Origin of the sequence: Streptomyces albofaciens JCM 4342, assembly GCF_008634025.1 — a bacterium.
Classification (GTDB): domain Bacteria; phylum Actinomycetota; class Actinomycetes; order Streptomycetales; family Streptomycetaceae; genus Streptomyces; species Streptomyces albofaciens.
Window position 1 is genome coordinate 17,779 of sequence record NZ_PDCM01000001.1, and the last position, 20,179, is coordinate 37,957.

Consider the following 20,179-nt stretch of genomic DNA (forward strand, 5'->3'; position numbering starts at 1 on the left):
GTGTGCCCGCAGAAAGGTTTCCCCCTCTTGTCCTACGCACGTCGCGTCATCACTACCGCCCGCGCCGAGGTCGGCACCCATGAGGGCCGCTCCGGCGGGCGCTGGAACAACGTCCAGAAGTACAGCCCTTCCGTACCAGGGCTGGAGTGGTCGCAGGGTCAGCCGTGGTGCTCGACCTTCGTTTCGTGGGTCTTCCGGCAGGCCGGATGCGCCCACCTTGCCCCGGTCACCGCGTCCTGTGCGGTCGGCGTCGACTGGTTCCGCCGCCGCGGTCGGTTCACCGAGTACCCCGTGATCGCCGGACCCGTGTACTTCGGGCCCGGCGGCGGTAGCCACGTCGGTATCTGCATCGCGTACACCGATTCGACGATCACCACCGTGGAAGCCAATACGAACGCGAACGGCAGCTCGGAAGGCGACGGGGTGTACCTGAAGTCCCGCCCGCGCAAGTCGAGTTACGTCTACGGGTACGGCATCCCGGACTACCCCGAGGGTGTCGTGCTGGCCGATCCGGCATGGAAGGGCCGCCGCGGCGTGACATTCTTCGGTCACCAGGCGTCCGCCGACGACCTGCCCGCCGGCAACGACCGTCCGGCCCCTACCGAGTACGAGCCGTTCCCGGGCGCCGACTGGTTCAAGCGGTCGCCCCGCTCCCCGATCGTGACCGCGATGGGCCGCCGCCTGGTCGAAGAAGGCTGCTCGGCGTACTCCGACGGGCCCGGCCCGCAGTGGACCAACGCTGATCGCGAGTCGTTCCGCAAGTGGCAGAAGCGCCTCGGCGACGCCCCGCAGTACTGCGACGGGTGGCCCGGCCGCCGTCAGTGGGACGCCCTAAAGGTCCCCAAGGTCTGACCCTCACCCCACCCGTACAGGCCCGCGCCGCCGCGCGGGCCCGCCCACCTTCCCCGAGAGGACCCCTCTTGTCCCCCGAGAACAAGCGCACCACCCGCACGATCCTCCAGACGATCATTGCGTTCGCCCTGGCCCTGCCCGCAATCATCGACGCATCCGGCATCCCCGACACGCTGCCGTGGGTGGCCGGCGCCCTCGCCGTCGCCGGTGGCCTCACGCGCGTGATGGCCCTGCCGCAGGTCGAGGCCCAGCTCGACCGCGTCGGCCTCGGCCTGGTCGACGACCAGGACCCGGCCCGTAAGGACGGGGGCGGCGTGTGACCGACCCCGACGCGCCCGCGGTCGCCCTCGAACTGGAACGGCTCCGCGGCACGATCGAGACGCGGTTCGCCCACGTCGACGGGGCTCTGTCCCTGCTCGTACAGCGGTCCGACCAGACCGACCGGGCCCTCGCCGACCTCGACAAGCGCCTCGACGCCGTCGAGGGCCGCCGGTGGCCCCTGCCCAGCATCGCTGCCCTGGTCGCCACCGTCAGCGTTCTGGTCACCCTGTGGCAGGCCACCGCCACCCGCTGACTCCGCGCCCGAGCCGACGCGCGCAAGCGCCGCGCACGCGCTCCGCGAGCCGTCACGCCCGCGTACTGCACACCCACCCTTGCGAGGTATCCACACGCGGCCCAGGCAACGTCAGCATCTAACGGAACACGCAAAGTGGCGTGGCTGACGGAAGGAGCGTGACCATGCCGGACATTCACGAAGAGATCGAGTACGAGAAGCCCGAACTGGCGGAAGTTGGCGACTTCACAGAACTGACGCGCGGGTTCGTCGGTAACAGCTACGACAACTTCGGCGGGATGTTCCTGAACTTCTGATCAACTTCACGCCCCCGCTCCGGCCATGCGCCGGAGCGGGGGCGCTCTTTGCGTTCCCAGACATGCGGCGGGCCCGCCGACTTGTGGCCGGCGGGCCCGTCAGAGGGGGTTTCATCACCTCGCGGGTATGCCTGTTCGGCTACCGGCGAGGGGGCACACTCGCTCCCCTCTCCGCCGCTGTCCACCCGCCGCCGCGTTGGGAAGGCATGGGACGAGCGGACGCGGTGGCGTGTGGGCGGCCGGTCCCGGCCGCGGCGTGGTTCGTCGTCCACGTCGATGAAGATCCGCACGGGTCCGTCGTACGCGCTGCAATGGCAGGTGTAGAGGTACCCGCGCCGATCAGGCGGCGGGGGCGTGACGCCGCGCAGTGGGGCCGGCCACGTTGCCCAGTGGATGAGCAGGACAGCCGCCGCGCAGCACACGCCGATGATGAACAGGCCCCAGACCAGGTGTGTGCCATTCACGGCCGTATCACCTGGTGCACCGACGGGTCGAAGATGGTCTGTCCGAGCACTTCGGCGAGTTCTTGCAGCAGCTCGACCGCGCGCTCGACGCTTAACTCGGCGTGGTGCTGCATGTCGTTGATGTGGAGCCACACCGGCCGCGGGTCGCCCTCCACATAGGTCACGTACACCGGCGGTTCTGCGACCGCCTCGGCAAGGCGCCTCATAAGGCAGCGTCCTTTCGGTCGATCGCGAACCACACGCCCTTGCGTCGGCGTTCCTCGACATTGGGCTGGTAGACGCCCCAGCGCGACGCGAACGCGTCAACGAGCAGCAGGCCGCGCCCGGTTACGTCGTCGTGCAGGGGGCGCAGGCTGAGGAGTCGGCTACCGGGGGCGTCGTCCCACACGACCACGCGCACAGAGTTCGGATGCACGGCAACGTCGAGCCGTACGACGGCCGTTCGGGTGTGCTGATACACATTCGTGACCAGCTCACTAACCAGCGCCTTTGCGTCGGCGGCGAGTTCGTCGGCGTCGGTCAGGGTCAGCAGGTCTTCCACCACGGTCCGGGCGATCCTGGGCGCGGTGTCTCCGCTGGGCAGATCGAACCGGAACGAGCGGTGCGCTTCGGGGGGTGCGGGCGGTGGTGCCGGGGGTGCGAGAGTCATCACTACGTCTCCCAACGCGGTCTTACGCGCTGCGCGCCACCGTGGCCCTGCCGCTCCCCGGGGCACGTCTGAAGGCGTGCGCGAGCGACCGCACTGCGGGTTTACCGGCGTGCTGCGCGGTACTACCACGGACCATAGGGCCAAAAATGCCCCGGGACAATATTGGCCCCCAGGTTGGTTCGCCCCGTGGACCAGGTGCACGATTACGCGGGACACTGTGGGCGAGCCGAAAGAGGTGCCATGCCGCCAAGGGACAACCCGACCGCACGCCAAACGCGTCTTGGTGCCGAGCTGCGAAAGATGCGCGACCTCGCAGGCAAGACAGCCCGGGAGGCTGCTGGCCTCATCTCGACAGACCAAGCGAAGATCAGCCACATCGAAGCGGGCAGGGTCGGCATCAGCGAGGACCGCATCAGGCGGCTTGCCGTGCTCTACGCCTGCACCGACACCGCGCTCGTCGACGCGCTTTGCGCCATAGCGCGCGAGCATCGCGGCCAACACTGGTGGGACGAGTACCGCGGCATCCTGGCGCCCGGCTTCCTCGACATCGCCGAGTTGGAGCACCACGCCACGAGCCTCCGCTGCTTGCAGCCGGTGACCATCCCTGGCGTCCTACAGACCGAGAACTACGTACGCGCCCTGTTCGCCGGTGTACTGCCCGAACTGCCGGCTGACGAGGTCAACGCCCGCACCGAACACCGGATGCGCCGCCAGGTGATCTTCGCCCGCGAAACGCCGCCACCGTTTCAGACCATCGTGCATGAGGCTGCGTTGCGTATGCGCATTGGTGGGCGCAAGGTAGCCAAGGAGCAGTTGGAACGACTGCTTGAGGTGTCCCACCGGCCAGAGATCACCCTGCGCGTGATTCCGTTTAGCAGCGATGATTTCGTTGAGGTCACTCAGACGGTGATGTACGCCGGTGGCCCAGTCCCGCAGTTGGACACGATCCACCTCGACACCCCTTTCGGCGGTCGATTCTTGGATGCGGCCGCCGATCTGGACCGGTACCGCCTGTTGCTCGATACAGCCGAGCGTGCGTCACTTAACCCGGACGACTCGCGCAGTTTCATCCACCACATCGCAAGAGAACTGTGAGAACACCGAGAATGGACTCGAAATTGATATGGCAGAAGTCTTCCTTTTCTGGTGGCGGGGGTGAGCAGTGCGTTGAGATCGCCGAGGCAACCGGTTCGATCTTCCTCCGAGAGAGTGACGACCCGAACGTCATTGCGACCCTAACTCGGGACAACCTTGGCGCTCTCATCCGGCACGTCAAGTTGGGCGCCCTGGATCACCGCGCCCACTGAATCCCGCAAACGTCAAGGTAGGCAGCTCCTCGCCAGTCGGCGGGGAGCATTCATCATGAGTAGGGAAACAATTCTGCCCCGGAGCAGGGTTGTCCGACGAAGATAGTCGCGCTACGTTCGTCGTGCGTCGCCGTTCCGAGACCGCATCCCGCAATGCAGGGTTCGGCGTGCGTCTCTCAATGCCGCATGGCATGAGGGCCCGTGAAGGCCCCTTCCCTTTTGTCCTAGCAGGTTGGGGGAAGGGGCTACACGCATTGCAAGTCCTGGCACTGAACGAGCAGTGCATTAGGAGGACCCAATGAGCGACAATCTGTACGAGAGGCAGGCCGTCGGCCCCTTCGCCGCCCTGTGTGGCGGCGGGGACGAGGGTGACGATTCGATGGAAAGCTGCATCACCGTATCCGAGCTGCACGGCGGCGGATACGCCCTCCGCGACTCCAAGCCCGAGGGCGCCGGCCGCGAACTGCGCATGAGCCGTGACGAAATCACCGCATTCGCTCGAAAGTGGATGGAGCAGCACGGCTAACACCAGCCTCAACGCTCCCCGGGGGCACCCCCGAAAGTTTCGGGGGTGCCCCACCTCGTCCGCACAGACGAGAAAGAGCAGGCCCATGCCGCTAAGCGACTTGATCGACAACCCCGCCGAAGTCCTGGCCCACTGGCCGCACGAACCGCTCACCTTCCACCGCGCCCCCGACACGTTCCAGCATCTACTGACGCTCGACGAGGTAGACGAGCTGATCGATTCCAACTGCCTCGCCATGCGGAACGTGGTTCTCCTCAAACAGGGGCGGATCTTCGAGGCGTGGGAGTACCACGACCCCAACGACCCGGGGATGCCTCGCCGCAACACCGTGCGTAGGCACATCACCGATGGCGGCTCAATCTCCCTACGCGAGCTGGAGCAGTTCAAACCGGCCGTAGCGAGGCTCTACGAGGAACTGCGCCACGAGACCGGCTACGGGGTACACATCAACGCCTACCTCACCCCGCCCGGCGCCCAGGGCCTCAAATACCACTTCGACCCCTACGTCACGCTCGTTCTGCAACTCGCCGGCCGTAAGACGTGGCCCTGCCATCGTCCATTCATCAAGGCCCCTGTACAGGAGTACGGATCGTTCCACCTCACCGGGTTCACGGCCGAACAGCTCCGCTACCTCGCCACCACTCCGCCGGCCCTGAGCTTCACCCTCGCCCCCGGTGACGTGCTGTGGCTCCCCCGCGGATACGTGCACTCGCCCTACACCGAGGGAGACGAGACTTCGCTACACATCACCGTCGCGTTCAAAGAGCGGACGCACCAGTGGCTCACACAGCAGATCGCCGAAGACCTCGTTCAGCGAGCCCTCCAAGACCCACAGATGCGCGAGGAACTGCCGCCCACCACCCTCATGGGTGACACCCTGTCCGCCATCAAGCAGGCACGCGAGTACCTCATTGGGGCTTTGCTGCTCATGGACCCGGAAGACGCGGTTAAGTACGTCCGAGGCGCCGCCCTCCGACCCTGACCCGCTCGCCCAGGGAGCCCACGTGACGCAGCACTGGCACGCCTATACCTACACCGGCCGCGCCTACCCCGACGGTGCAGTCCGCCAAGGGCAGGCCCCCGCGGACTTCCCCCCGTTCCTGGTCGAGGACTGGCTACGTCGGCCGCCCCGCAGCATCGAAGCGACGTTCTTCGACATCGACCAGGCCGTGGGGTGGTTGGAGACGCAACTGAAACAGAACCAGCCAGTTGACGCCGAGGGAATCCCAATCCCTGAGCGGCTAAGAGCTGCCCGCGCCCGCCTCGGCGAGCAGGTACAGAAGGACGTGGTGTGGGGCTGGTACACGACGCGCCAAGACTTCGCGTCCCGCGCGCTGATCGCCTGCCCCCGCCCGAAACGGCACATGTACGCCGACGACTCCCCGCCCCCCTGCCCAACACCGTGAGGGCGTACGACGACGCCCCCGCCGGAGACTTCCCCGACGGGGGCGCCGCGTTTCGCTGGGCGCGGTATCACCCCCCGGTGGCCCCCCTTTGCGCGCACTGACGTGGAACATGGGTGTCAAAGGGAAACAGACATCCCGCGCGGTGAGGCCGAAAGCATCACCGCAGTTGACCTGCATGGAGTGCAGGTAGATCGAGCGATGGCTGTAGGCCACGCCCTTTGGGTTTCCGGTGGTCCCGGAGGTGTAGCAGATGCCGGCGGCTGCTCGTTCGTCCAGCTTGGGCCAGTCGTACGAGGTTGGTCGGTCGGCGATCAGTTGCTCGTAGTCGTGCACGGTGGCAGTGACACCGTCGAGGGCTGAGCGGTCCCCGGGGCCGCTGACCACCACATGCCGTACGGCCGGCAGGTGCGGCAGCAACGGCGCGAGGAGTGGCAGCAGGCTGCCATCCACGATGATGATGGGGTCTGCGGCGTGGTTGGCGATCCACACCAGTTGTTCGGCAGGTACCCGCAGGTTGAGGGTGTGCAGTACCGCCCCCATGGAGGGAACGGCAAAGTACGTTTCCAGGTGCTCGGCGTTGTTCCACATGAGCGTTCCCACCACGCTCGACTCTCGCACTCCCAGTTCGTCATGGAGTGCGTGCGCGAGCTGTGCGGCCCGGGCGCCCACTTCGGCGTAGGTGCGGCGGCGGGGATCACCCTCGCCTGTCCAAGTGGTTACCTGAGCTTGGCCATGGACCGTTGACCCGTGGGTCAAGATCCGTGAGACCAGCAGGGGTACGTCTTGCATCGTGCTTTGCACCGGGAGCCTCCTTGCGCCTTGCTACGCGCGGGTAAGTTCCTGGCGATTGTGCTGGTGTTCCTCGCGGTATGTCACTACCCCGCTACGGCTTCGCGGTCGGCGGCGCGGCTCCACAGGTCGGCGGGGGACCAGTCGGGGCGCGTGCCGAACGGCCCGCGGCAGATCCTCTTGGGGGCCCATGGGTCGGGTTCCCAGACAGGATGGATCTCGGCACGTACGGACTTCAGCTTGCCCTCATCGTCTCGGATGTCGTGGAAGACGACCCGGCGTACGAGCTGCCGCAGCATCGCATTCCGCTCGATCGGCTTGAACGTCTCCCACTCTTCAAGCAGGCCGACGATCATTTCGCGGAAGTCGGAGCGCGCCGGCAGTGCCTCGACCGCGCCCAGCTCCGCTAGTTGCTTGGTCAACGCTCCTTTCTTCCCGAGCCATTTGTCGCGTACGCGCGCGAAGGAGTCGGACGGGTACTTTTCCGGGTTCAGTGCGTTGTCCTCAACCAACCGGTCGAGGGCGTCGTCGACCTTTTTCAACTCCCGGTTGATCCAGTCACGTTCGCGCTGGTGTGCGATGCGCGGGTCGACGGGTGGCGCGGTGTCGCTCGGTGTCGCGGGGGCGGCGTCGATGTCGGCGGCGAGCTGTTCCCGTCCGAGCCAGTCGAAAACCTCGTCTTCCGCCTGTTCCCGCTTCACGTTGATGCCGCCCGGGCAGGCCAGTTTCGACACGTTCTTGTGTCGGCTGCACACGAGCCAGTGCCCGCGTATCTGCACGCCTTTCACGGTGTCTGAGGCGTGGCTCATGTGGTATCGGCATCGTCCGTGAGCGGTCAGGCCGCTAAGCGTGTAGGTGGCCTTGCGGGCGCGGGGCGGTATCTTCTTGGATTGGGCGCGGTGGGCTTTGTACTCCTCCCATACGTCCGGCTCGATGATCTTCGGCTGTGCCCCGGGCACGAACAGGATTCGCCCATTGGGGCACTTGCTCATGTTCGGGTTTGTGCCGTATCCGCACCGGCATTCCGGGTCGTGCATACGGAGCAGTCCCGCCGCAAATCCACTGTCCATGTATCGGGCGATTGTGCTGGTGTGCCACAGGCCGCCGCGGGTCGTTGGGATGGCCAGTTCTTCGTTGAGCCAATGGGCGATGGTGTTAAGCCCTTGAGGGACTGGGGCGGCGAGCTTCCGCTCGTACATTTCTTCGGCGATGGGCGCGAAGTCGGGGTGAAGGGTGTACCGCTCTTCTTGCAGGCGCCATCCGCCCGGCATGGACGGGTCGGGTACGCGGCGCGGATGCCAGGTGTACCCGAAGCGCGGGCGCCCGGTCGCCGGTAGCTGGTTCTTGATGCGGAATTCGTGGGTCTCGCGCCACTGTTCGCCGGCGCGGTTGCTCTCGAAGTTGCCGAACGCGAAGATCATTTCTCGTTGCAGCTCGCCCACGGCAGTTCGGGCGTCGACGGGTTCTGTCGCCGATTCCAGCTCGCCGCCGACGGCTTCAAGACGCGCGAGGGCGGCGGAGTTGCCCGTTCGGTTGCGCCCGAATCGGGAGTATCGCCACACGGCAATGCCGCGCGCCTCGCCGGATTCAACGCGCTCGATGGCGCTCATAATCTTGCGCTTGAAGTTCCGGCCGGTCGCGTCGAGGTCAACGACCATCGGTTCGAGCAGGCGGCGGCCGGTGCGCGCCGCCCATGCCCTGATTGCTGCCTCTTGCAGTTCGGGGCTGATCTTCTCCTCTTTCCACGTGGAGACGCGGATGTACCCGATCCAGGCGTCGCCGGTGCCCGGTGCGCTCCGGAATGTGGGTGGTATGTGCAGGTCGCTCACTGTGCCTTCCGTTCGGGTCGGTCGGTGTGGTGCGGGCGCAGTGTGATCACGTTGCCCGCGACCTGCTCGACGTGGCAGGGTCGCCCGCCTTTCGGGGGCGCGGTGTGCTGGTCGAGGAGGCCGCGCGCGACGTGTTCGAGGGCGCGGCGGTATCCGGCGTTGTCCGCTTCCGCGAGTTGGTCGGCGGTGACGCGCTGGGAGTCGCGTACAGCGCGGGTGATGAGCAGGGGCACGGCAGTGATGACGATGAACAGCCCGACCTGCCACGCGTCGTCATTGTCGACGAGCAGCCCGACGACGCCCAATGCGAGCCCGATTGCGAGCAAGGCGGGGGCGGTTGCGGCCGGGATTCGGTTCTTCACTGGGGGTGCCTCCGTGCGGTTGTGCTGCTAGTTCTCGGCGGTGTGTGTGCCGCCGTTGGTGGCTCGTTGACGTTGCAGGGTCTCGGTCATGTTGATGAATAGCTCGCGTTTGTGGGGGTCGACGATGCCCAGTTCGTCAGCGGCCTGTTCGGGCGTCATGGGGGTGTGGCGCGGTTGAGGTGATCGGACGTTTTCCAGTTCGCCGGCGCTGAGGATTCCTGCCGCAACGAGGACTTCGCCGAGTGGGAGGTCGAGGGCGTCGGCGAGTTGTTGCAGGGTGCGGGTTTCGGTGGTGGTCTGCCCGCTGAGCATTCGGCTTACGGTGCCGGCGCTTAGGCCGCTGTCCTTGATGAATCGGGTCTGCCCGCCGCCTCTGGGCCGCAGGTCGTAGCCGCGGCGTTCCAGTTGCTTCCGCAGCCAGGCGGCGAACTGTTCGGGAGATGTGCGCTCGCTACCGCGCACGGACCTATGTTCCATGGATGGAACATACCGCGCATGGATGGTCGTGCGCATGGGCGCTTTCGGCCAGGGGTGGCCGGTGTCCGATACATGCCGGTTCCCCCCTATCTCGATCGAACGTGCGACCGATTCTGATGGGGACGGCAAGCACTTGTCAATGGCATATGAAGCGAACCGCCCGGTTTGTTTTTCATGATCCCGACGACTGCACGGTGTCGCACTCCTGTGCTACGTTCCATCCATGGACGGAGGTTTCCGACCATGGAGGGAGCAGACTCGTGTATGACCGGACTCTGTTGATCACCGCTGCCCGGCAGGCTGGCGACCTCACCCCGTCTGACACGGCAAAGAGGTTGAAGGTTGCGCGGAATACGGCGTGGCGCCTGTGGCGCGGGCACACCGCGCCAAGTGCCGCTGTAGCCGCGGCAGTTCAGGAGCACTACGGCGTGAGCGCCGGTCACCTGCTTAAGCGGGTGGCCGCATGAGTGCCGCTGTGATCCCCCGCGAGCAGGCCATCGCCAACGCGCGCCGCGTGCTCGACGCCGCACGCCGCCGCCGCGACATGGACCGCGCCGCCGGGCGCCTGCCCGCCGAGGTCGAGCTGATCATGCGTCGCCTCGAACGCGAGCAGCGCAAGCGATCTGCCGACGCGCACCGCATCGCCGCCTGAGATCCCCGAGCGGGCCGCCCGGATGCCGCCGAACGGCCCGCGTCACGACCGCCCAGAAAGGCACCGATCGTGAACACCGCCCACCGTACCCGCCCCCGTTTGCCCCGCGCCGCCCTCGCCGTTCAGGGCGCACGGGCCGCGCGCCGCCGCCTCGCCCGCCGCGACGTGATCGCCCGGCAGCTCGACGCCATCGCGCCCGGCACGGTCCACGTGCGGACCGTGCCCGTACGGACCGACCGCGACGGCCGGCCCCGTCTCGCGACGTGGGTTGCCCTCGACAACGCCCTCGGCCAGTCGGCCACCGCCGACCATGCCGCGCACCGCGCCGCCCGCGGCCTGCTGCGTCGGATGTTTCCTGGCGCCGACTGGACCCGGCCGTACACCTACGACGCCCGCACCGGCGACCTCACCCTCGACGAACCGGCCGCGCCCGCCGACCTCGGCCTCGACGCCCCGGAGTCGCGCCGATGATCCGACCCCAGCTTTCCGCCGACGGCCGCGCCGTCCGTCTGCCGATCGCCGCCCGCGCCGAGCAGTTGCTCGACGACCTCGCCCTCGCCTACGCCGAGGACGCCGACGCCGTCGGCCGCCTGCTTACCGCGCATGCCGCCGCCGTCGTGCGCCTTGATCACGCCGTGGTGAGCGAGGACATGCCCGAGTACGAGCGCGCCATGCGGGCCGCCGCCGCCGACGGGAGCCGTGAGGCCCTGCTCGCCGAGGCGCCGGGCGCCGCCAGCCTCGACGACCTGCTCGCCCCTGACCAGGCCGTCACCCTCGCCGGCCGAATCACCCGCCTCGCCGCTCACATCCGCCACACCAGCACGAACCGGAGTCCGCGCACGTGACCGTCACCACCCTGCCCACCGCCCTTACCGACCCGCGCACGACCGCCCCCTCGGTCCCGGCCCGCACGCCCGACGTGGTGTACGTGCCCGCCCCCGAGAGCGCCCCGGCGGACGCACCGCGCGTGTTCACCGCGATCAACGCCGTCATGCGCGCCGCTATGCCGGTCGGGAAGGACCGGCGCAACGAACAGCAGAACTACTCCTTCCGCGGCATCGACGACGTGATGTCCGCCATGGCCGGCCCGATGCGCGAGCATGGCGTGTTCATCCTGCCGACGATCGCAGAGCACCAGCAGCAGCGCGACGGGAAGATGACCCGCACGTTGATCACGATGCGGTACCGCGTGTACGGGCCCGCGGGAGACTGCCTGGTTGCCGACGTGCCGGGCGAAGCGTTCGACTACGCCGACAAGAGCACCAACAAGGCCCAGTCGGCCGCCCTCAAGTACCTCTTGTTCACGCTGTTCATGCTGCCGGTGGACGGGCGCAGCATCGACGACGGCGACCGCCACCACCCCGAGCCGCCGGCCGAGCACCGCGCCGAGCAGGCGCAGCGCCAGCAGCGCAACCAGGACCGGCGCCAGCAGCGCGGGCAGCAGCGCCAGCAGCAGCCGCGACGCAGCACCCGCGCCGAGGCCGGGCCGTGGGAGCAGCCGCCCGCCCAGCAGCGGCCGACCAGTCCGCGCCGCGACTACCTCGCCGAGGCCGAGCAGGCGACCAGCCGCGAGCAGTTCGCCGCCGTACGCGCCGCCGCCGCCAAGGCAGGCGCCCCGGCCGACTACCTCGCCCGCCTCGACCAGATCGCCGCACAGAAGCAGGCGACCGCCCAACAGCAGCAGCCCGCCGCGCCGCAGCCCGGCCCGATCGCCGACGCACCGCGCCAGGCGATGGAGTGGACGCAGGGCGCCACGCCGGCCGAGCAGCCGGTCGACCAGGAGCAGGCCGCCGCGCTGGGCGAGCTGTACGACGCCGCCCGCACGGCGGGGGTGTCCGACCGTACCGAGGTCGACGAGCTGTTCAGCGCCCGCCACAAATGCGCCCCGCAGGCCGCCACCGTCGAGCAGATACGCGAGATGCGCGACGACCTGCTCGACGCCGCGAAGGGGGCGAGCGCATGACCGCCGAGCAGCAGACCGCCGAGCAGCCGGTCGCGTCCCTGCGTGACCTCGCCCTCGAAGAGGCCGCCCTCGACCTGCTCGCGGCCCGCGTCGCCGCCGCCAAGAAGAACGTACGGACCCGGATGCAGCGCGCCCTCGACGACGCCGCCACGCGCGACGGAGTCGAGCGGATCGCCGCCACCCTGCCCGGCGGCGAGCAGGTCGCCACGATCTCTCTGCGCAAGGGCGAGACCGGGCCCGTGGTCACCGACGAGGAAGCCCTCGCCCGATGGCTGCGTCAGACGTGGCCCGATCAGGAGTGGACCGAGACCCGCATCGTGCGCACCGTCAAGCCGTGGCGCCTGGCCGAGCTGATCGCCGAAATGCAGGCCGCCGGCGCCGCGCGCATCGCCGACCGCACGACCGGTGAGGTACACGACGTGCCGGGCGTGGTCATCAAGCCGACCCGCGCCCGCACCCACGCCCTGACGTGGCGCACGGGCGGCAAGGACGCGACGGCCGAGGCATGGCGCACCGGCGCCCTCGCCCGGCAGTTCGCCGCGATCACCGCGGGGGGTGGCCAGTGAGCACCCCCACCGTCGTCAGCCTCGACGCCGCCCGCCGTCTGCTCGACTCCGCCCCCATCGATGCCGTGCCCGGACAGCTCGCCGTCGAGGAGGCTTCCGCGAAGGCGCCGGCGCCCGTGCCGCCAGGTCTCGCCGAGGCGTTCGCCGCGCGCACCCGCGCCACCGAGGGCGGACACCAGGAGTGGACCGGCACGCGCACCGCGTCCGGTGCAGGAAGGTTTCGCCACCGCGGCGTGAACTACACCGCCTATCAGGCCGCGTTCATCCTGCGGACCGGCCGCGCCCCCGTCGGGACCGTGCGGCCCACGTGCGACGTGCCGCGGTGCTGCGCCCCCGAGCACGTCGACGACCGGGCCACCCGGCAGCGCGACCGCGCGGCCCTCGCCGCCGTCAAGGGCATGACCCACAAGGCCCCGTCGTGCGAGCACGACCAGGCCGTACACGGCCGCCACCGTGCCGACGGCCGCCGGTACTGCGACGCGTGCAACCAGATGCCGCGATGCGAGCACGGCAACCCCGGTTGCGGCGCCCGCCCGGCCCGGCCCTACCCGTGCGGCCCGCGGTGTGACGAGCACCAGCCCGCCCACACCCGCCCGTTCTACACCGCCGCCTGACCGCCCCGGGGCGAGGCCGAGCCGCTGCGCCCCTCGCCCCGGGCGCCCACCCAAGGAGCACAACCCCCGTGACGTGGTTCAAAGTCGACGACACGTTTTACGGCCACCCGAAGACGCTCAAGGCCGGTAACGCCGCCGTCGGTCTGTGGGTCAAGGCCGGCGCCTACGCCGCCCAGCACCTCACCGAGGGCGTCGTGCCGGGTGTCGTCGCCCAGCTCTACGGCACCGCCCCGCAGGCCCGCAAGCTGGTCGCCGCCGGTCTGTGGCATGAGCACGGGCACACGTGCCCGCACCCGAAGTGCAAGCAGCCGGCCCCCGGCGACTACTTCATGCACGACTTCCTGATCTACAACCCCACCCGCGCCAAGGTCGAGGGCGAGCGCGCACGCTCCGCCGAGCGTCAGCAGCGGGCCCGCGAGAGGGCCGCCGAGCAGCGGAACCAGGAGCGTAATCGCTCCGATTCGAGCGCGAATCGTCCGCGAATCGATGACGATCCGGCGCCGGAAAACGGTGAACCGTCCGCGAATCAGATCGCGTTTCCGGATGACATCACAGGTCAGGCGCCTACGTCACACCGTGACGTGCCGGAGGCGTCACGGTCCCCCCGACCCGACCCGGCCCGACCCGCTGTACCTCCTACGGAGGTACAGCAAGCTAGCTACTCGACCCCCGCCGTTCCGGTGAACATCCGACCGTTGCGCGACGCGCTCACCGCCGCGGGCGTCGTCGTCGAGTGGTCGCTCACCTCCCCCGAGTGGTTCCGCCTCGAAGCGATCGTGAAGCGCACCGCGGTCCCGGCCCTGGTCGACCACGCCCGCGAGCAGTGGCGCCGCGCCCGTTCCCGCCCGCGCTCCGCCCGGTACTTCCTGCCCGGCTGGTCCGCGCTCCCCCCGGTGCCCGCTGGGGGCCTGACCTCGCCCGGGGCCGACGTGATCCCCCTCGCCGTCGCCCGCCCCACCCGCAGCGCCCGCGCCGCCGATCTGTTCGCCGCCGCCCTCGAAAACCCCAAGGAGCACGCCCAGTGAACCGCCGTGAAGTCGCTGCCCTGCTCGCCTACGCCGCCAAGTTGGACCCGCGCAGCGCGCCCACCGACGAATCCGCCGCCGCGGAAACCCTCGATCAGTGGGCCGACCTGCTCGCCGACGTGCCGCCGGCCGCGCCGCACCCGACCGGCCGCGCGTGGGATGCCGCGCAGGTCGTACGCCACCACATCGCGACCAGCCCGTATCCGATCAAGCCGAGCGACGTGTCGCGCCCGTGGCACGCCTTCCGCCGCGACGTGGTCGACCGGCATCACGACCCCGTGCCCGCCGTCGACCCGGACGACCCCGAGGCGTACCGCGCCGCCCTGGTTGCCACCCGGCACGCCGTCGCCACCGGCACCGCCCCGGCCGCGACGTACCGCGAGTTGACCGGCGGCACCCGCGAGGAGCGCGAGCAGGCCGCCGCCGAACGCCTTGCCGCACTTGGCGACTACGTGCCCACGACCGTGCGCGACGCCCTCGCCCCGTACCGCCCGCGCCAGGCCGAGCGGGAACGCCTCGCCACCGCCGATCTGCCCGACCCGCTCGACGTGACGTGCCCGTACGAGCAGTGCCGCGCCCGCGCCGGAACGCCGTGTGTGAACCGCCGCCGCCATCCGCGCCGCACCGCGCACCCCTCGCGTCTCGACCTCGCCACCGCCCGCCGCTACGCCCAGGAGTCGGCCGCATGAACCGCAACAAGAAGCACCCCGACCGCATACCGCACCGCCGCCGCGGAACCACGCCCGACCGCACGAAGAACACCCGCGGGTTTCTCGTCACGGGATCGTGGGACCAGCGGCCGGACCATCCCGCGGTGAAGCCGACCAGCGACCGCGCCGCCGCGCGCCGCATCGCCCGCGACATGGCCGACAAGGGCGCATACGTGATCGTCGAGGAGCACCGCGGACATGGGCAGTGGCGCACGCTGTACGAGGTCGACGGGCCCACACTGCTTGCCGACCGTCGCCGGGCCGCCGACGAGGAGCGCCGGCGCATCGAGGAGGAGCAGCGGGCCGCCGCCGCGGCCGAGGCCGCCCGGGTCGCCGCCGCCGAGCAGGCCGCGCGCGACCGCGACGCCCTCGCCCGGTTGATGGTGCGCCCGCCGGTCGCCCGCGATCAGTGCGGACGCCGTGACGCCCGGCACGTCACCGGGGCGCAGCGATGATCCCCGCCGCCGCCCGCGCGGTCGTGCGCGCCGCCGTCGAGACCGCGCAGCGCGACGAGCTGCTGCACTGCGATGACGTGGCCGAGCAGGTCGTCGAAGAACTGACGGCCCAGGGCTGGACGATCACGCTCGCCGAATCCCCCACCGGCCCCCCAGCAGCCGCGTAACCCGCGCCGGGGGCGGTAATTGAAGCGGGATGCGCCGCCCCCTACGCGCTATGGTCCATCCATGGATGGTGCGAACCATTCACGGAAAGAACATGTAGAACGACTACATCCCGACGGAGGTACATCCATGGACCGGCCCACCCCGGCCGCACGGTTCGCCGCCAAGGTGACCACCGCCGGCCCCTGGTCACTCCGCCGAGACTGCCCCGGCCCCTGCCACCTGTGGGCCGGAGCCACCAACGAGAAGGGCTACGGGTCCTTTTGGGTCGACGGCCACACCGTCAAGGCCCACCGCTACGCCTACGAGCAGGCCCACGGGCCCATACCGACAGGTCTTGAGGTTGACCACCGGTGCCGCCGCCGCGAATGCGTCGCCCCCGCCCACCTCGACGCCGTCACCCACCGCACCAACATCCTTCGGTCGACGAACCACGTCGCCGCCCGCGCCGCCGTCACGCACTGCCCCGCCGGCCACCCCTATGACCAGGCGAACACCGTCCGCGCGAAGAACGGGACACGGAAATGCCGGACGTGCAAGAACGCGTCCGCCCGCGCCGCCCGCGCCGCAAAACGCGAGGCCCCCCTCGCCTCCGTCACACCGATTCGACCGACCGCCCCCACCCTCGAAAGGGCCGCGTAACCATGAGTGGCGACACCACAATCACGATGGTCGGCAACGTCGTTGCCGATCCCGAGTTGCGTTTTACCCCGTCCGGCGCTCCGGTCTGCAACTTTCGCATGGCCAACACCCCCCGGAAGTTCAACCGCCAGGCCAACGAATGGGAGGACGGCGAGCCGCTGTTCCTCTCCGTGGCCGTGTGGCGCCAGCAGGCCGAGCACGTCGCAGAATCGATTCAGCGCGGCACCCGCGTGATCGTCGTTGGCCGCCTCACTCAGCGCCAGTACGAGGACCGCGAAGGCAAGACCCGTTCCTCGTACGAGATCCAGGCCGACGAGGTCGCCCCGTCCCTGCTCCGCGCAACCGCCGTCGTGACCAAGGCCGGTAGCGCCCAGGGAGCCCAGCAGCCGTACGGCCAGCAGTCCCAGAGCTACGCCCAGCAGCCCGCGGCCGACCAGTGGTCGACGGGCGGATACAGGGACGAAGCCCCGTTCTGATCAGCGGCCCGCGGCCGGCCGCACGTCCGGTCGCGGGCCGCCCCGCGCGCGCACGACGTGGTGTTCACCGTCGACACCGCGAACCCACGTCGTCCCCACCCACCCCGAGACAGGAGCCACGCCCCATGACCCGCACCGCCGACGCCGAGCCGTTCACGGTCAACGACGTACGCGACGCCCTCGACTTCAACGCCGGCACCGCCTCGCTAGCCCTGCTCACGCTCCGCGACATCCTGCTCGGCTGCACCTCGCTCACCCCCGAGCGCGCCCTCGCCACCGCCCGTATCCTGCTCGCCGCTCACACCCGCGAACTTGCCGCCCTCGCCCGCCAGCACATCGACGACTACCGCGACGAGCACGGCGTGACCCGCCGCACCCGCGGCCTGCTCACCGGAATGCAGGCCATCCGCCGACGCCTCGACCAGCACGCCGCCGACCTCGACGAGCAGGTCACCCGATGAGCCGCCGCCGCGCCGACCGCAAGCAGCGCACCGCCGAGCGCACCGCCCGCCGCGACAGCCTGCTCGTGCTGCTCTCCCGCGTCCAGCGTCACGGCACCCTCACCCCCGCCGAGGCCGCCCTACTGCGTGCCCACGTCGAGGCCGAGATCACCGAAGCCGACCGCTACCGTGCCGAGGCCGGCGGACAGCAGGCCGCCGTACGCCGCGAACAGCAGCGCCTCGCCGCCGCCGAGGCCGCCATCGTCGAGGCCGAGGCCGAAGCGGCACGCCATGCGGCCGACCACGCCGCCGCGTGCCAGCAGATCGCCGCCATGCACGCCGCCGCCGTCGGCGAAGTCCGAGGCCCCCGCCGCGGCATCGTCGAGGACGTAGCCGACATCCGCCAACGCGCGCTGGACGCCGAGGAACAACTCGCGGCGTACCGGGCCGTGTACGGGCACGGCACCCACGAACACCAGCACTGACCACCGGAGCAACCACCGTGACACCCAGCCTCGCCCCCTCGCCCGTCGCCGCCCGCGCCCGAGAGGACTTGACAGCGATCCGCACCCAGTGGGGCGACCTGCTCGCCGCCATCGAGCGCCGCCCGGCCGCCGAGTGGCCACCGCGTGAGGCCCGCGGCTTCCTCGACCAACTCGCCACCGACAACGACGGACCGACCGGCGACGACATAGCGATCGAGCACCACGTAGAGAGGCTGGCACTGGCCGCGCGCGCCCACCCCGCGCCCCTAAACCTCGCCGCCCTCGACGCCACCGTTGAGGTTCGCGAGTCGCTGTTCACCCTCGCCGACCGCGTCGCCGACCAGGTCCAGCGCCCCGTACGCCGCGTACCGCACCCGGCCCACCCCGTGCGCAGCGTCGAGGACGCGCGGGACCGTACCGACCCGGCACGCTGGCACCTGCCCACGCACAGCGCATCGGTCACCGGCCGCGCCGCATCCTCCGGCAGCCGCGCGCACGGATTGCACTGGGCCGCCGTATGGCTCGAAGGCCGGGCCCTTAACGAGCCCGCTGCCGACCTGTTCGCGCCGACGCCGCCACGCCTGCTCGACGAGATCGCCGCCACCGCGCGCCGCGCGCGCCTCACCATCGAGCGAGCCCTCAACCTCGACCGGCGCACGACCCCGCTCCCCGACCCGTGCCCATGGTGCGGCGGACAGCTCATCGGCTATACCCAGCCCGGCGTCGAGGCCGTCGTCGAATGCTCGACCGGCCCGGAGTGTGAGGCGCCCGTCGACCTTGACAGCCGCCGGCGCCGTGCGTGGTGGGGGCCGGATCTGACTGCGCTGTGGCCTGTCCTCGAAGCGAGTCGACAGGCCGCGTAGGGCGGTCACCCTACAACTACCCACCGGGGCGCCGACGTTGAGCGGCGCCCCTTTGTGTATCCATTTGTGAAACCCCTTGTGTAGCAGCAACACAAGCCGCTACAGTGAGGCTCGCCGGACCTCACCCGGCGACCTGCCGGACCTCACCCGGCACACCACGACCAAGGGAGCAAGCCCCATGGACATCTACCGCCCCGCCAACCCCCGCAGCCGCGGCGCCGGCCACTACCGCCGCCCCGGCACCTCCGCGAGCTACTGCGGGCGCACCCTCGAAGCCAAGCCCACCGAAGACCGGTACGTGAACGGCGTGTGCCAGGTGTGCGCCAAGGCGGAGCAGCGCGACCGCGTCGCCGCCGAGCAGACCGTCGCCGACCGCGACATCCACGGCCCCACCCTCCGTGAGCGCGCCGGTGTCCGGTACGCCACTGTCGGCAAGGGCCGCCGAGTGCACTACTCGCCCATGACCGACGAGACCCTGTGCGGGCGCGAGGTCACCGAGTACACCGACGGCCTCGACGACCAGGCCCCCGAACTGTGCGCCCCGTGCGTCCGGGCCGCCGAGGAGCGCGCCTATGCCCGCGCCCTCGCCGCCGCCTCGCCCCTCGCCGCCGCCGCGGTCGACCTCGCCGAGACCGTCGAGCAGGCCGACACCGAGCAGGCCACACCCCCGGCCGATGAGGCGACCCCAAACCCCGGTTTCCTGGTCGATCCGTGGACATGGATTCGGCGCCCGTCAAGCAGCAACGGCACGCGGCGGAGTGAGGCCGAGGCCGCCCGTGCACGCAGCAACCGCGCCGCCGAGCGTGTACGCACGAACCCCGACCCGACCGACCCCGAATGGCGCGCCGCCCTCGCCGAGCTGGGGACCGCCCTCGACCAGTGGCGGGAGGCCGACCCGATCGCCCGCGAGGCTATCGACGCCGAGCAGGCCAGCGACGAGGACGAGGCCGCCGGCACATGGCGTGAGGAGTGGATAGGCGAGCAGCCGACCGACGATGCCCTGTTCACCATCGAGTCGCCCGTCGAGCAGGGCGCGCTATTCGCTCCCGGTTCCCGCGTCGTGTGCGCCGACGGCGTCGAGCGCACCATCGAGGACACGGTCAAGCGCACCGGCGAACCGACCCGCGTCGTCGTCGAGGGAGGCGCCGAGTGGATCGCCGGCAACTGCCAACCCGCCGAGCAGGCGCCCGACCTCCGTGTGATCGAGGGTGTTGTCGTGACGCACGCTGGTACCGCCAAGGGAAGCGCCCCGAAGGACGCTGCGAACCCGGACGTGATCGCCGCACGCGAAGCCTTGACGCCGCTTCGCCCCGCCACGCTCACCGACCGACACGACTTCTCCGAGCCCAACGACGACGAGCGCGACGTACGTGGGTACGTCATCGACCCCCGCGGACATGGCTGCGTCGCCCTTTACTGGCTCGAAGAGGGGCGCAACATCCGGCGTGACGACCCGTGGCACGGCCCGTGCCTCGACATCCTCGCCGACAAGATCAAGGCCGCCGGGTGGAAGACGGAACGCATGTTGCGATCCTCGCAGTGCGTTTTCGCCTACCGGCCCACCGAGTAACCCCCGACAGGCCCGCCCCGGT

30 protein-coding genes and 1 pseudogene are annotated in these 20,179 nt (G+C 69.9%); 25 read left to right on the plus strand and 6 right to left on the minus strand.

Translation table 11 applies throughout. The annotated features are described in order from the left end of the window. The first annotated feature begins 27 nt into the window (after window positions 1-27). From CP973_RS40595 to CP973_RS00115, 4 genes are all read left to right on the plus strand, one after another. The gene (locus CP973_RS40595) at window positions 28-852 is read left to right on the plus strand and encodes a peptidoglycan-binding protein (protein ID WP_150236480.1); all 825 of its coding nucleotides are present in this window, start codon (window positions 28-30) and stop codon (window positions 850-852) included. A 68-nt stretch (window positions 853-920) separates the two neighbouring features. After that, window positions 921-1,172, plus strand: coding sequence for a hypothetical protein (locus CP973_RS00105; protein ID WP_150236482.1), 252 nt, complete (start codon window positions 921-923; stop codon window positions 1,170-1,172). Further along, entirely contained in the window at window positions 1,169-1,426 is a 258-nt protein-coding gene (locus CP973_RS00110; protein ID WP_150236484.1) for a hypothetical protein, read from the plus strand. Before CP973_RS00105 ends, CP973_RS00110 begins: the two co-directional genes overlap by 4 nt. A gap of 164 nt (window positions 1,427-1,590) precedes the next feature. Then, a complete protein-coding gene (locus CP973_RS00115; protein WP_244409672.1) occupies window positions 1,591-1,722 on the plus strand; it encodes a lasso RiPP family leader peptide-containing protein in 132 nt (43 codons plus the stop codon). Window positions 1,723-2,182: 460 nt separating this feature from the next. Here the strand turns inward: CP973_RS00115 and CP973_RS00120 are convergent, their stop codons facing one another. Together CP973_RS00120 and CP973_RS00125 are read right to left on the minus strand one after the other, a co-directional pair. Beyond that, window positions 2,183-2,392, minus strand: coding sequence for a hypothetical protein (locus CP973_RS00120; protein WP_150236488.1), 210 nt, complete (start codon window positions 2,390-2,392; stop codon window positions 2,183-2,185). Beyond that, window positions 2,389-2,835, minus strand: coding sequence for an ATP-binding protein (locus CP973_RS00125; RefSeq protein ID WP_150236490.1), 447 nt, complete (start codon window positions 2,833-2,835; stop codon window positions 2,389-2,391). The genes CP973_RS00120 and CP973_RS00125 overlap by 4 nt, the downstream gene beginning before the upstream one ends. A gap of 240 nt (window positions 2,836-3,075) precedes the next feature. On the opposite strand from CP973_RS00125, the gene CP973_RS00130 reads away from it, so the two are divergent. The 5 genes from CP973_RS00130 to CP973_RS40600 all read left to right on the plus strand — a co-directional run bounded on the left by CP973_RS00130 (window position 3,076) and on the right by CP973_RS40600 (window position 6,074). Then, window positions 3,076-3,930, plus strand: coding sequence for a helix-turn-helix domain-containing protein (locus tag CP973_RS00130; protein ID WP_150236492.1), 855 nt, complete (start codon window positions 3,076-3,078; stop codon window positions 3,928-3,930). Window positions 3,931-3,941: 11 nt separating this feature from the next. Then, window positions 3,942-4,142, plus strand: coding sequence for a DUF397 domain-containing protein (locus tag CP973_RS00135; RefSeq protein WP_150236494.1), 201 nt, complete (start codon window positions 3,942-3,944; stop codon window positions 4,140-4,142). A gap of 298 nt (window positions 4,143-4,440) precedes the next feature. Then, on the plus strand, window positions 4,441-4,668 hold the full coding sequence (locus CP973_RS00140; protein WP_150236496.1) for a DUF397 domain-containing protein: 228 nt from the start codon (window positions 4,441-4,443) through the stop codon (window positions 4,666-4,668). A gap of 85 nt (window positions 4,669-4,753) precedes the next feature. Then, the gene (locus CP973_RS00145) at window positions 4,754-5,650 is read left to right on the plus strand and encodes a JmjC domain-containing protein (RefSeq protein WP_150236498.1); all 897 of its coding nucleotides are present in this window, start codon (window positions 4,754-4,756) and stop codon (window positions 5,648-5,650) included. Window positions 5,651-5,672: 22 nt separating this feature from the next. Next, a complete protein-coding gene (locus CP973_RS40600) occupies window positions 5,673-6,074 on the plus strand; it encodes a hypothetical protein (RefSeq protein ID WP_244409917.1) in 402 nt (133 codons plus the stop codon). 93 nt (window positions 6,075-6,167) lie between these two features. On the opposite strand, the pseudogene CP973_RS00150 reads toward CP973_RS40600, so the two are convergent. The 4 genes and pseudogenes from CP973_RS00150 to CP973_RS00165 form a co-directional block, all read right to left on the minus strand. After that, window positions 6,168-6,875 (minus strand): annotated as a pseudogene (locus CP973_RS00150) (AMP-binding protein); the annotation flags it as partial. Between the two features lie 74 nt (window positions 6,876-6,949). Further along, entirely contained in the window at window positions 6,950-8,692 is a 1,743-nt protein-coding gene (locus tag CP973_RS00155) for a recombinase family protein (protein ID WP_150236502.1), read from the minus strand. After that, window positions 8,689-9,018 carry a hypothetical protein gene (locus CP973_RS00160; protein WP_244409204.1) on the minus strand — a complete coding sequence of 110 codons (330 nt, stop codon included), beginning with the start codon at window positions 9,016-9,018 and terminating at the stop codon, window positions 8,689-8,691. Before CP973_RS00160 ends, CP973_RS00155 begins: the two co-directional genes overlap by 4 nt. A 63-nt stretch (window positions 9,019-9,081) precedes the next feature. Further along, window positions 9,082-9,567 carry a helix-turn-helix domain-containing protein gene (locus CP973_RS00165; protein WP_244409205.1) on the minus strand — a complete coding sequence of 162 codons (486 nt, stop codon included), beginning with the start codon at window positions 9,565-9,567 and terminating at the stop codon, window positions 9,082-9,084. A gap of 427 nt (window positions 9,568-9,994) precedes the next feature. Between CP973_RS00165 and CP973_RS00170 the strand changes: the two genes are divergently transcribed. The 16 genes from CP973_RS00170 (at window position 9,995) to CP973_RS00245 (ending at window position 20,157) form a co-directional block, all read left to right on the plus strand. Then, complete coding sequence (locus CP973_RS00170) at window positions 9,995-10,183, plus strand: hypothetical protein (protein WP_150236504.1); 189 nt, start codon at window positions 9,995-9,997, stop codon at window positions 10,181-10,183. A gap of 69 nt (window positions 10,184-10,252) precedes the next feature. Beyond that, window positions 10,253-10,654, plus strand: coding sequence for a hypothetical protein (locus CP973_RS00175; protein WP_244409206.1), 402 nt, complete (start codon window positions 10,253-10,255; stop codon window positions 10,652-10,654). After that, window positions 10,651-11,028 carry a hypothetical protein gene (locus CP973_RS00180; RefSeq protein ID WP_150236506.1) on the plus strand — a complete coding sequence of 126 codons (378 nt, stop codon included), beginning with the start codon at window positions 10,651-10,653 and terminating at the stop codon, window positions 11,026-11,028. The genes CP973_RS00175 and CP973_RS00180 overlap by 4 nt, the downstream gene beginning before the upstream one ends. Continuing rightward, on the plus strand, window positions 11,025-12,146 hold the full coding sequence (locus CP973_RS00185) for an ERF family protein (RefSeq protein WP_244409207.1): 1,122 nt from the start codon (window positions 11,025-11,027) through the stop codon (window positions 12,144-12,146). The genes CP973_RS00180 and CP973_RS00185 overlap by 4 nt, the downstream gene beginning before the upstream one ends. Then, window positions 12,143-12,712 (plus strand): hypothetical protein, encoded by a 570-nt coding sequence (locus CP973_RS00190; RefSeq protein WP_150236508.1) that lies wholly within the window; start codon window positions 12,143-12,145, stop codon window positions 12,710-12,712. The genes CP973_RS00185 and CP973_RS00190 overlap by 4 nt, the downstream gene beginning before the upstream one ends. Next, window positions 12,709-13,326, plus strand: a complete 618-nt coding sequence (locus CP973_RS00195) for a hypothetical protein (protein WP_244409208.1) — start codon at window positions 12,709-12,711, stop codon at window positions 13,324-13,326. Before CP973_RS00190 ends, CP973_RS00195 begins: the two co-directional genes overlap by 4 nt. Before the next feature lie 68 nt (window positions 13,327-13,394). Next, on the plus strand, window positions 13,395-14,351 hold the full coding sequence (locus tag CP973_RS00200; RefSeq protein ID WP_150236512.1) for a mucin-2: 957 nt from the start codon (window positions 13,395-13,397) through the stop codon (window positions 14,349-14,351). After that, on the plus strand, window positions 14,348-15,040 hold the full coding sequence (locus CP973_RS00205; protein WP_150236514.1) for a zinc finger domain-containing protein: 693 nt from the start codon (window positions 14,348-14,350) through the stop codon (window positions 15,038-15,040). Before CP973_RS00200 ends, CP973_RS00205 begins: the two co-directional genes overlap by 4 nt. Beyond that, the gene (locus tag CP973_RS00210; RefSeq protein WP_150236516.1) at window positions 15,037-15,516 is read left to right on the plus strand and encodes a hypothetical protein; all 480 of its coding nucleotides are present in this window, start codon (window positions 15,037-15,039) and stop codon (window positions 15,514-15,516) included. Before CP973_RS00205 ends, CP973_RS00210 begins: the two co-directional genes overlap by 4 nt. Then, window positions 15,513-15,683: a CinA family protein gene (locus CP973_RS00215; RefSeq protein WP_150236518.1), complete on the plus strand. Its 171-nt coding sequence runs from the start codon at window positions 15,513-15,515 to the stop codon at window positions 15,681-15,683. Before CP973_RS00210 ends, CP973_RS00215 begins: the two co-directional genes overlap by 4 nt. Window positions 15,684-15,810: 127 nt before the next feature. Further along, window positions 15,811-16,323 carry an HNH endonuclease signature motif containing protein gene (locus CP973_RS00220; protein ID WP_150236520.1) on the plus strand — a complete coding sequence of 171 codons (513 nt, stop codon included), beginning with the start codon at window positions 15,811-15,813 and terminating at the stop codon, window positions 16,321-16,323. Between the two features lie 2 nt (window positions 16,324-16,325). Then, complete coding sequence (locus CP973_RS00225) at window positions 16,326-16,799, plus strand: single-stranded DNA-binding protein (RefSeq protein WP_150236522.1); 474 nt, start codon at window positions 16,326-16,328, stop codon at window positions 16,797-16,799. Between the two features lie 125 nt (window positions 16,800-16,924). Continuing rightward, window positions 16,925-17,260: a hypothetical protein gene (locus CP973_RS00230; RefSeq protein WP_244409209.1), complete on the plus strand. Its 336-nt coding sequence runs from the start codon at window positions 16,925-16,927 to the stop codon at window positions 17,258-17,260. Further along, window positions 17,257-17,724 (plus strand): hypothetical protein, encoded by a 468-nt coding sequence (locus CP973_RS00235; RefSeq protein ID WP_150236525.1) that lies wholly within the window; start codon window positions 17,257-17,259, stop codon window positions 17,722-17,724. The genes CP973_RS00230 and CP973_RS00235 overlap by 4 nt, the downstream gene beginning before the upstream one ends. A gap of 17 nt (window positions 17,725-17,741) precedes the next feature. Next, a complete protein-coding gene (locus tag CP973_RS00240; RefSeq protein WP_150236527.1) occupies window positions 17,742-18,587 on the plus strand; it encodes a hypothetical protein in 846 nt (281 codons plus the stop codon). Between the two features lie 178 nt (window positions 18,588-18,765). Beyond that, entirely contained in the window at window positions 18,766-20,157 is a 1,392-nt protein-coding gene (locus CP973_RS00245; protein WP_150236529.1) for a hypothetical protein, read from the plus strand. Window positions 20,158-20,179: the final 22 nt, after the last annotated feature.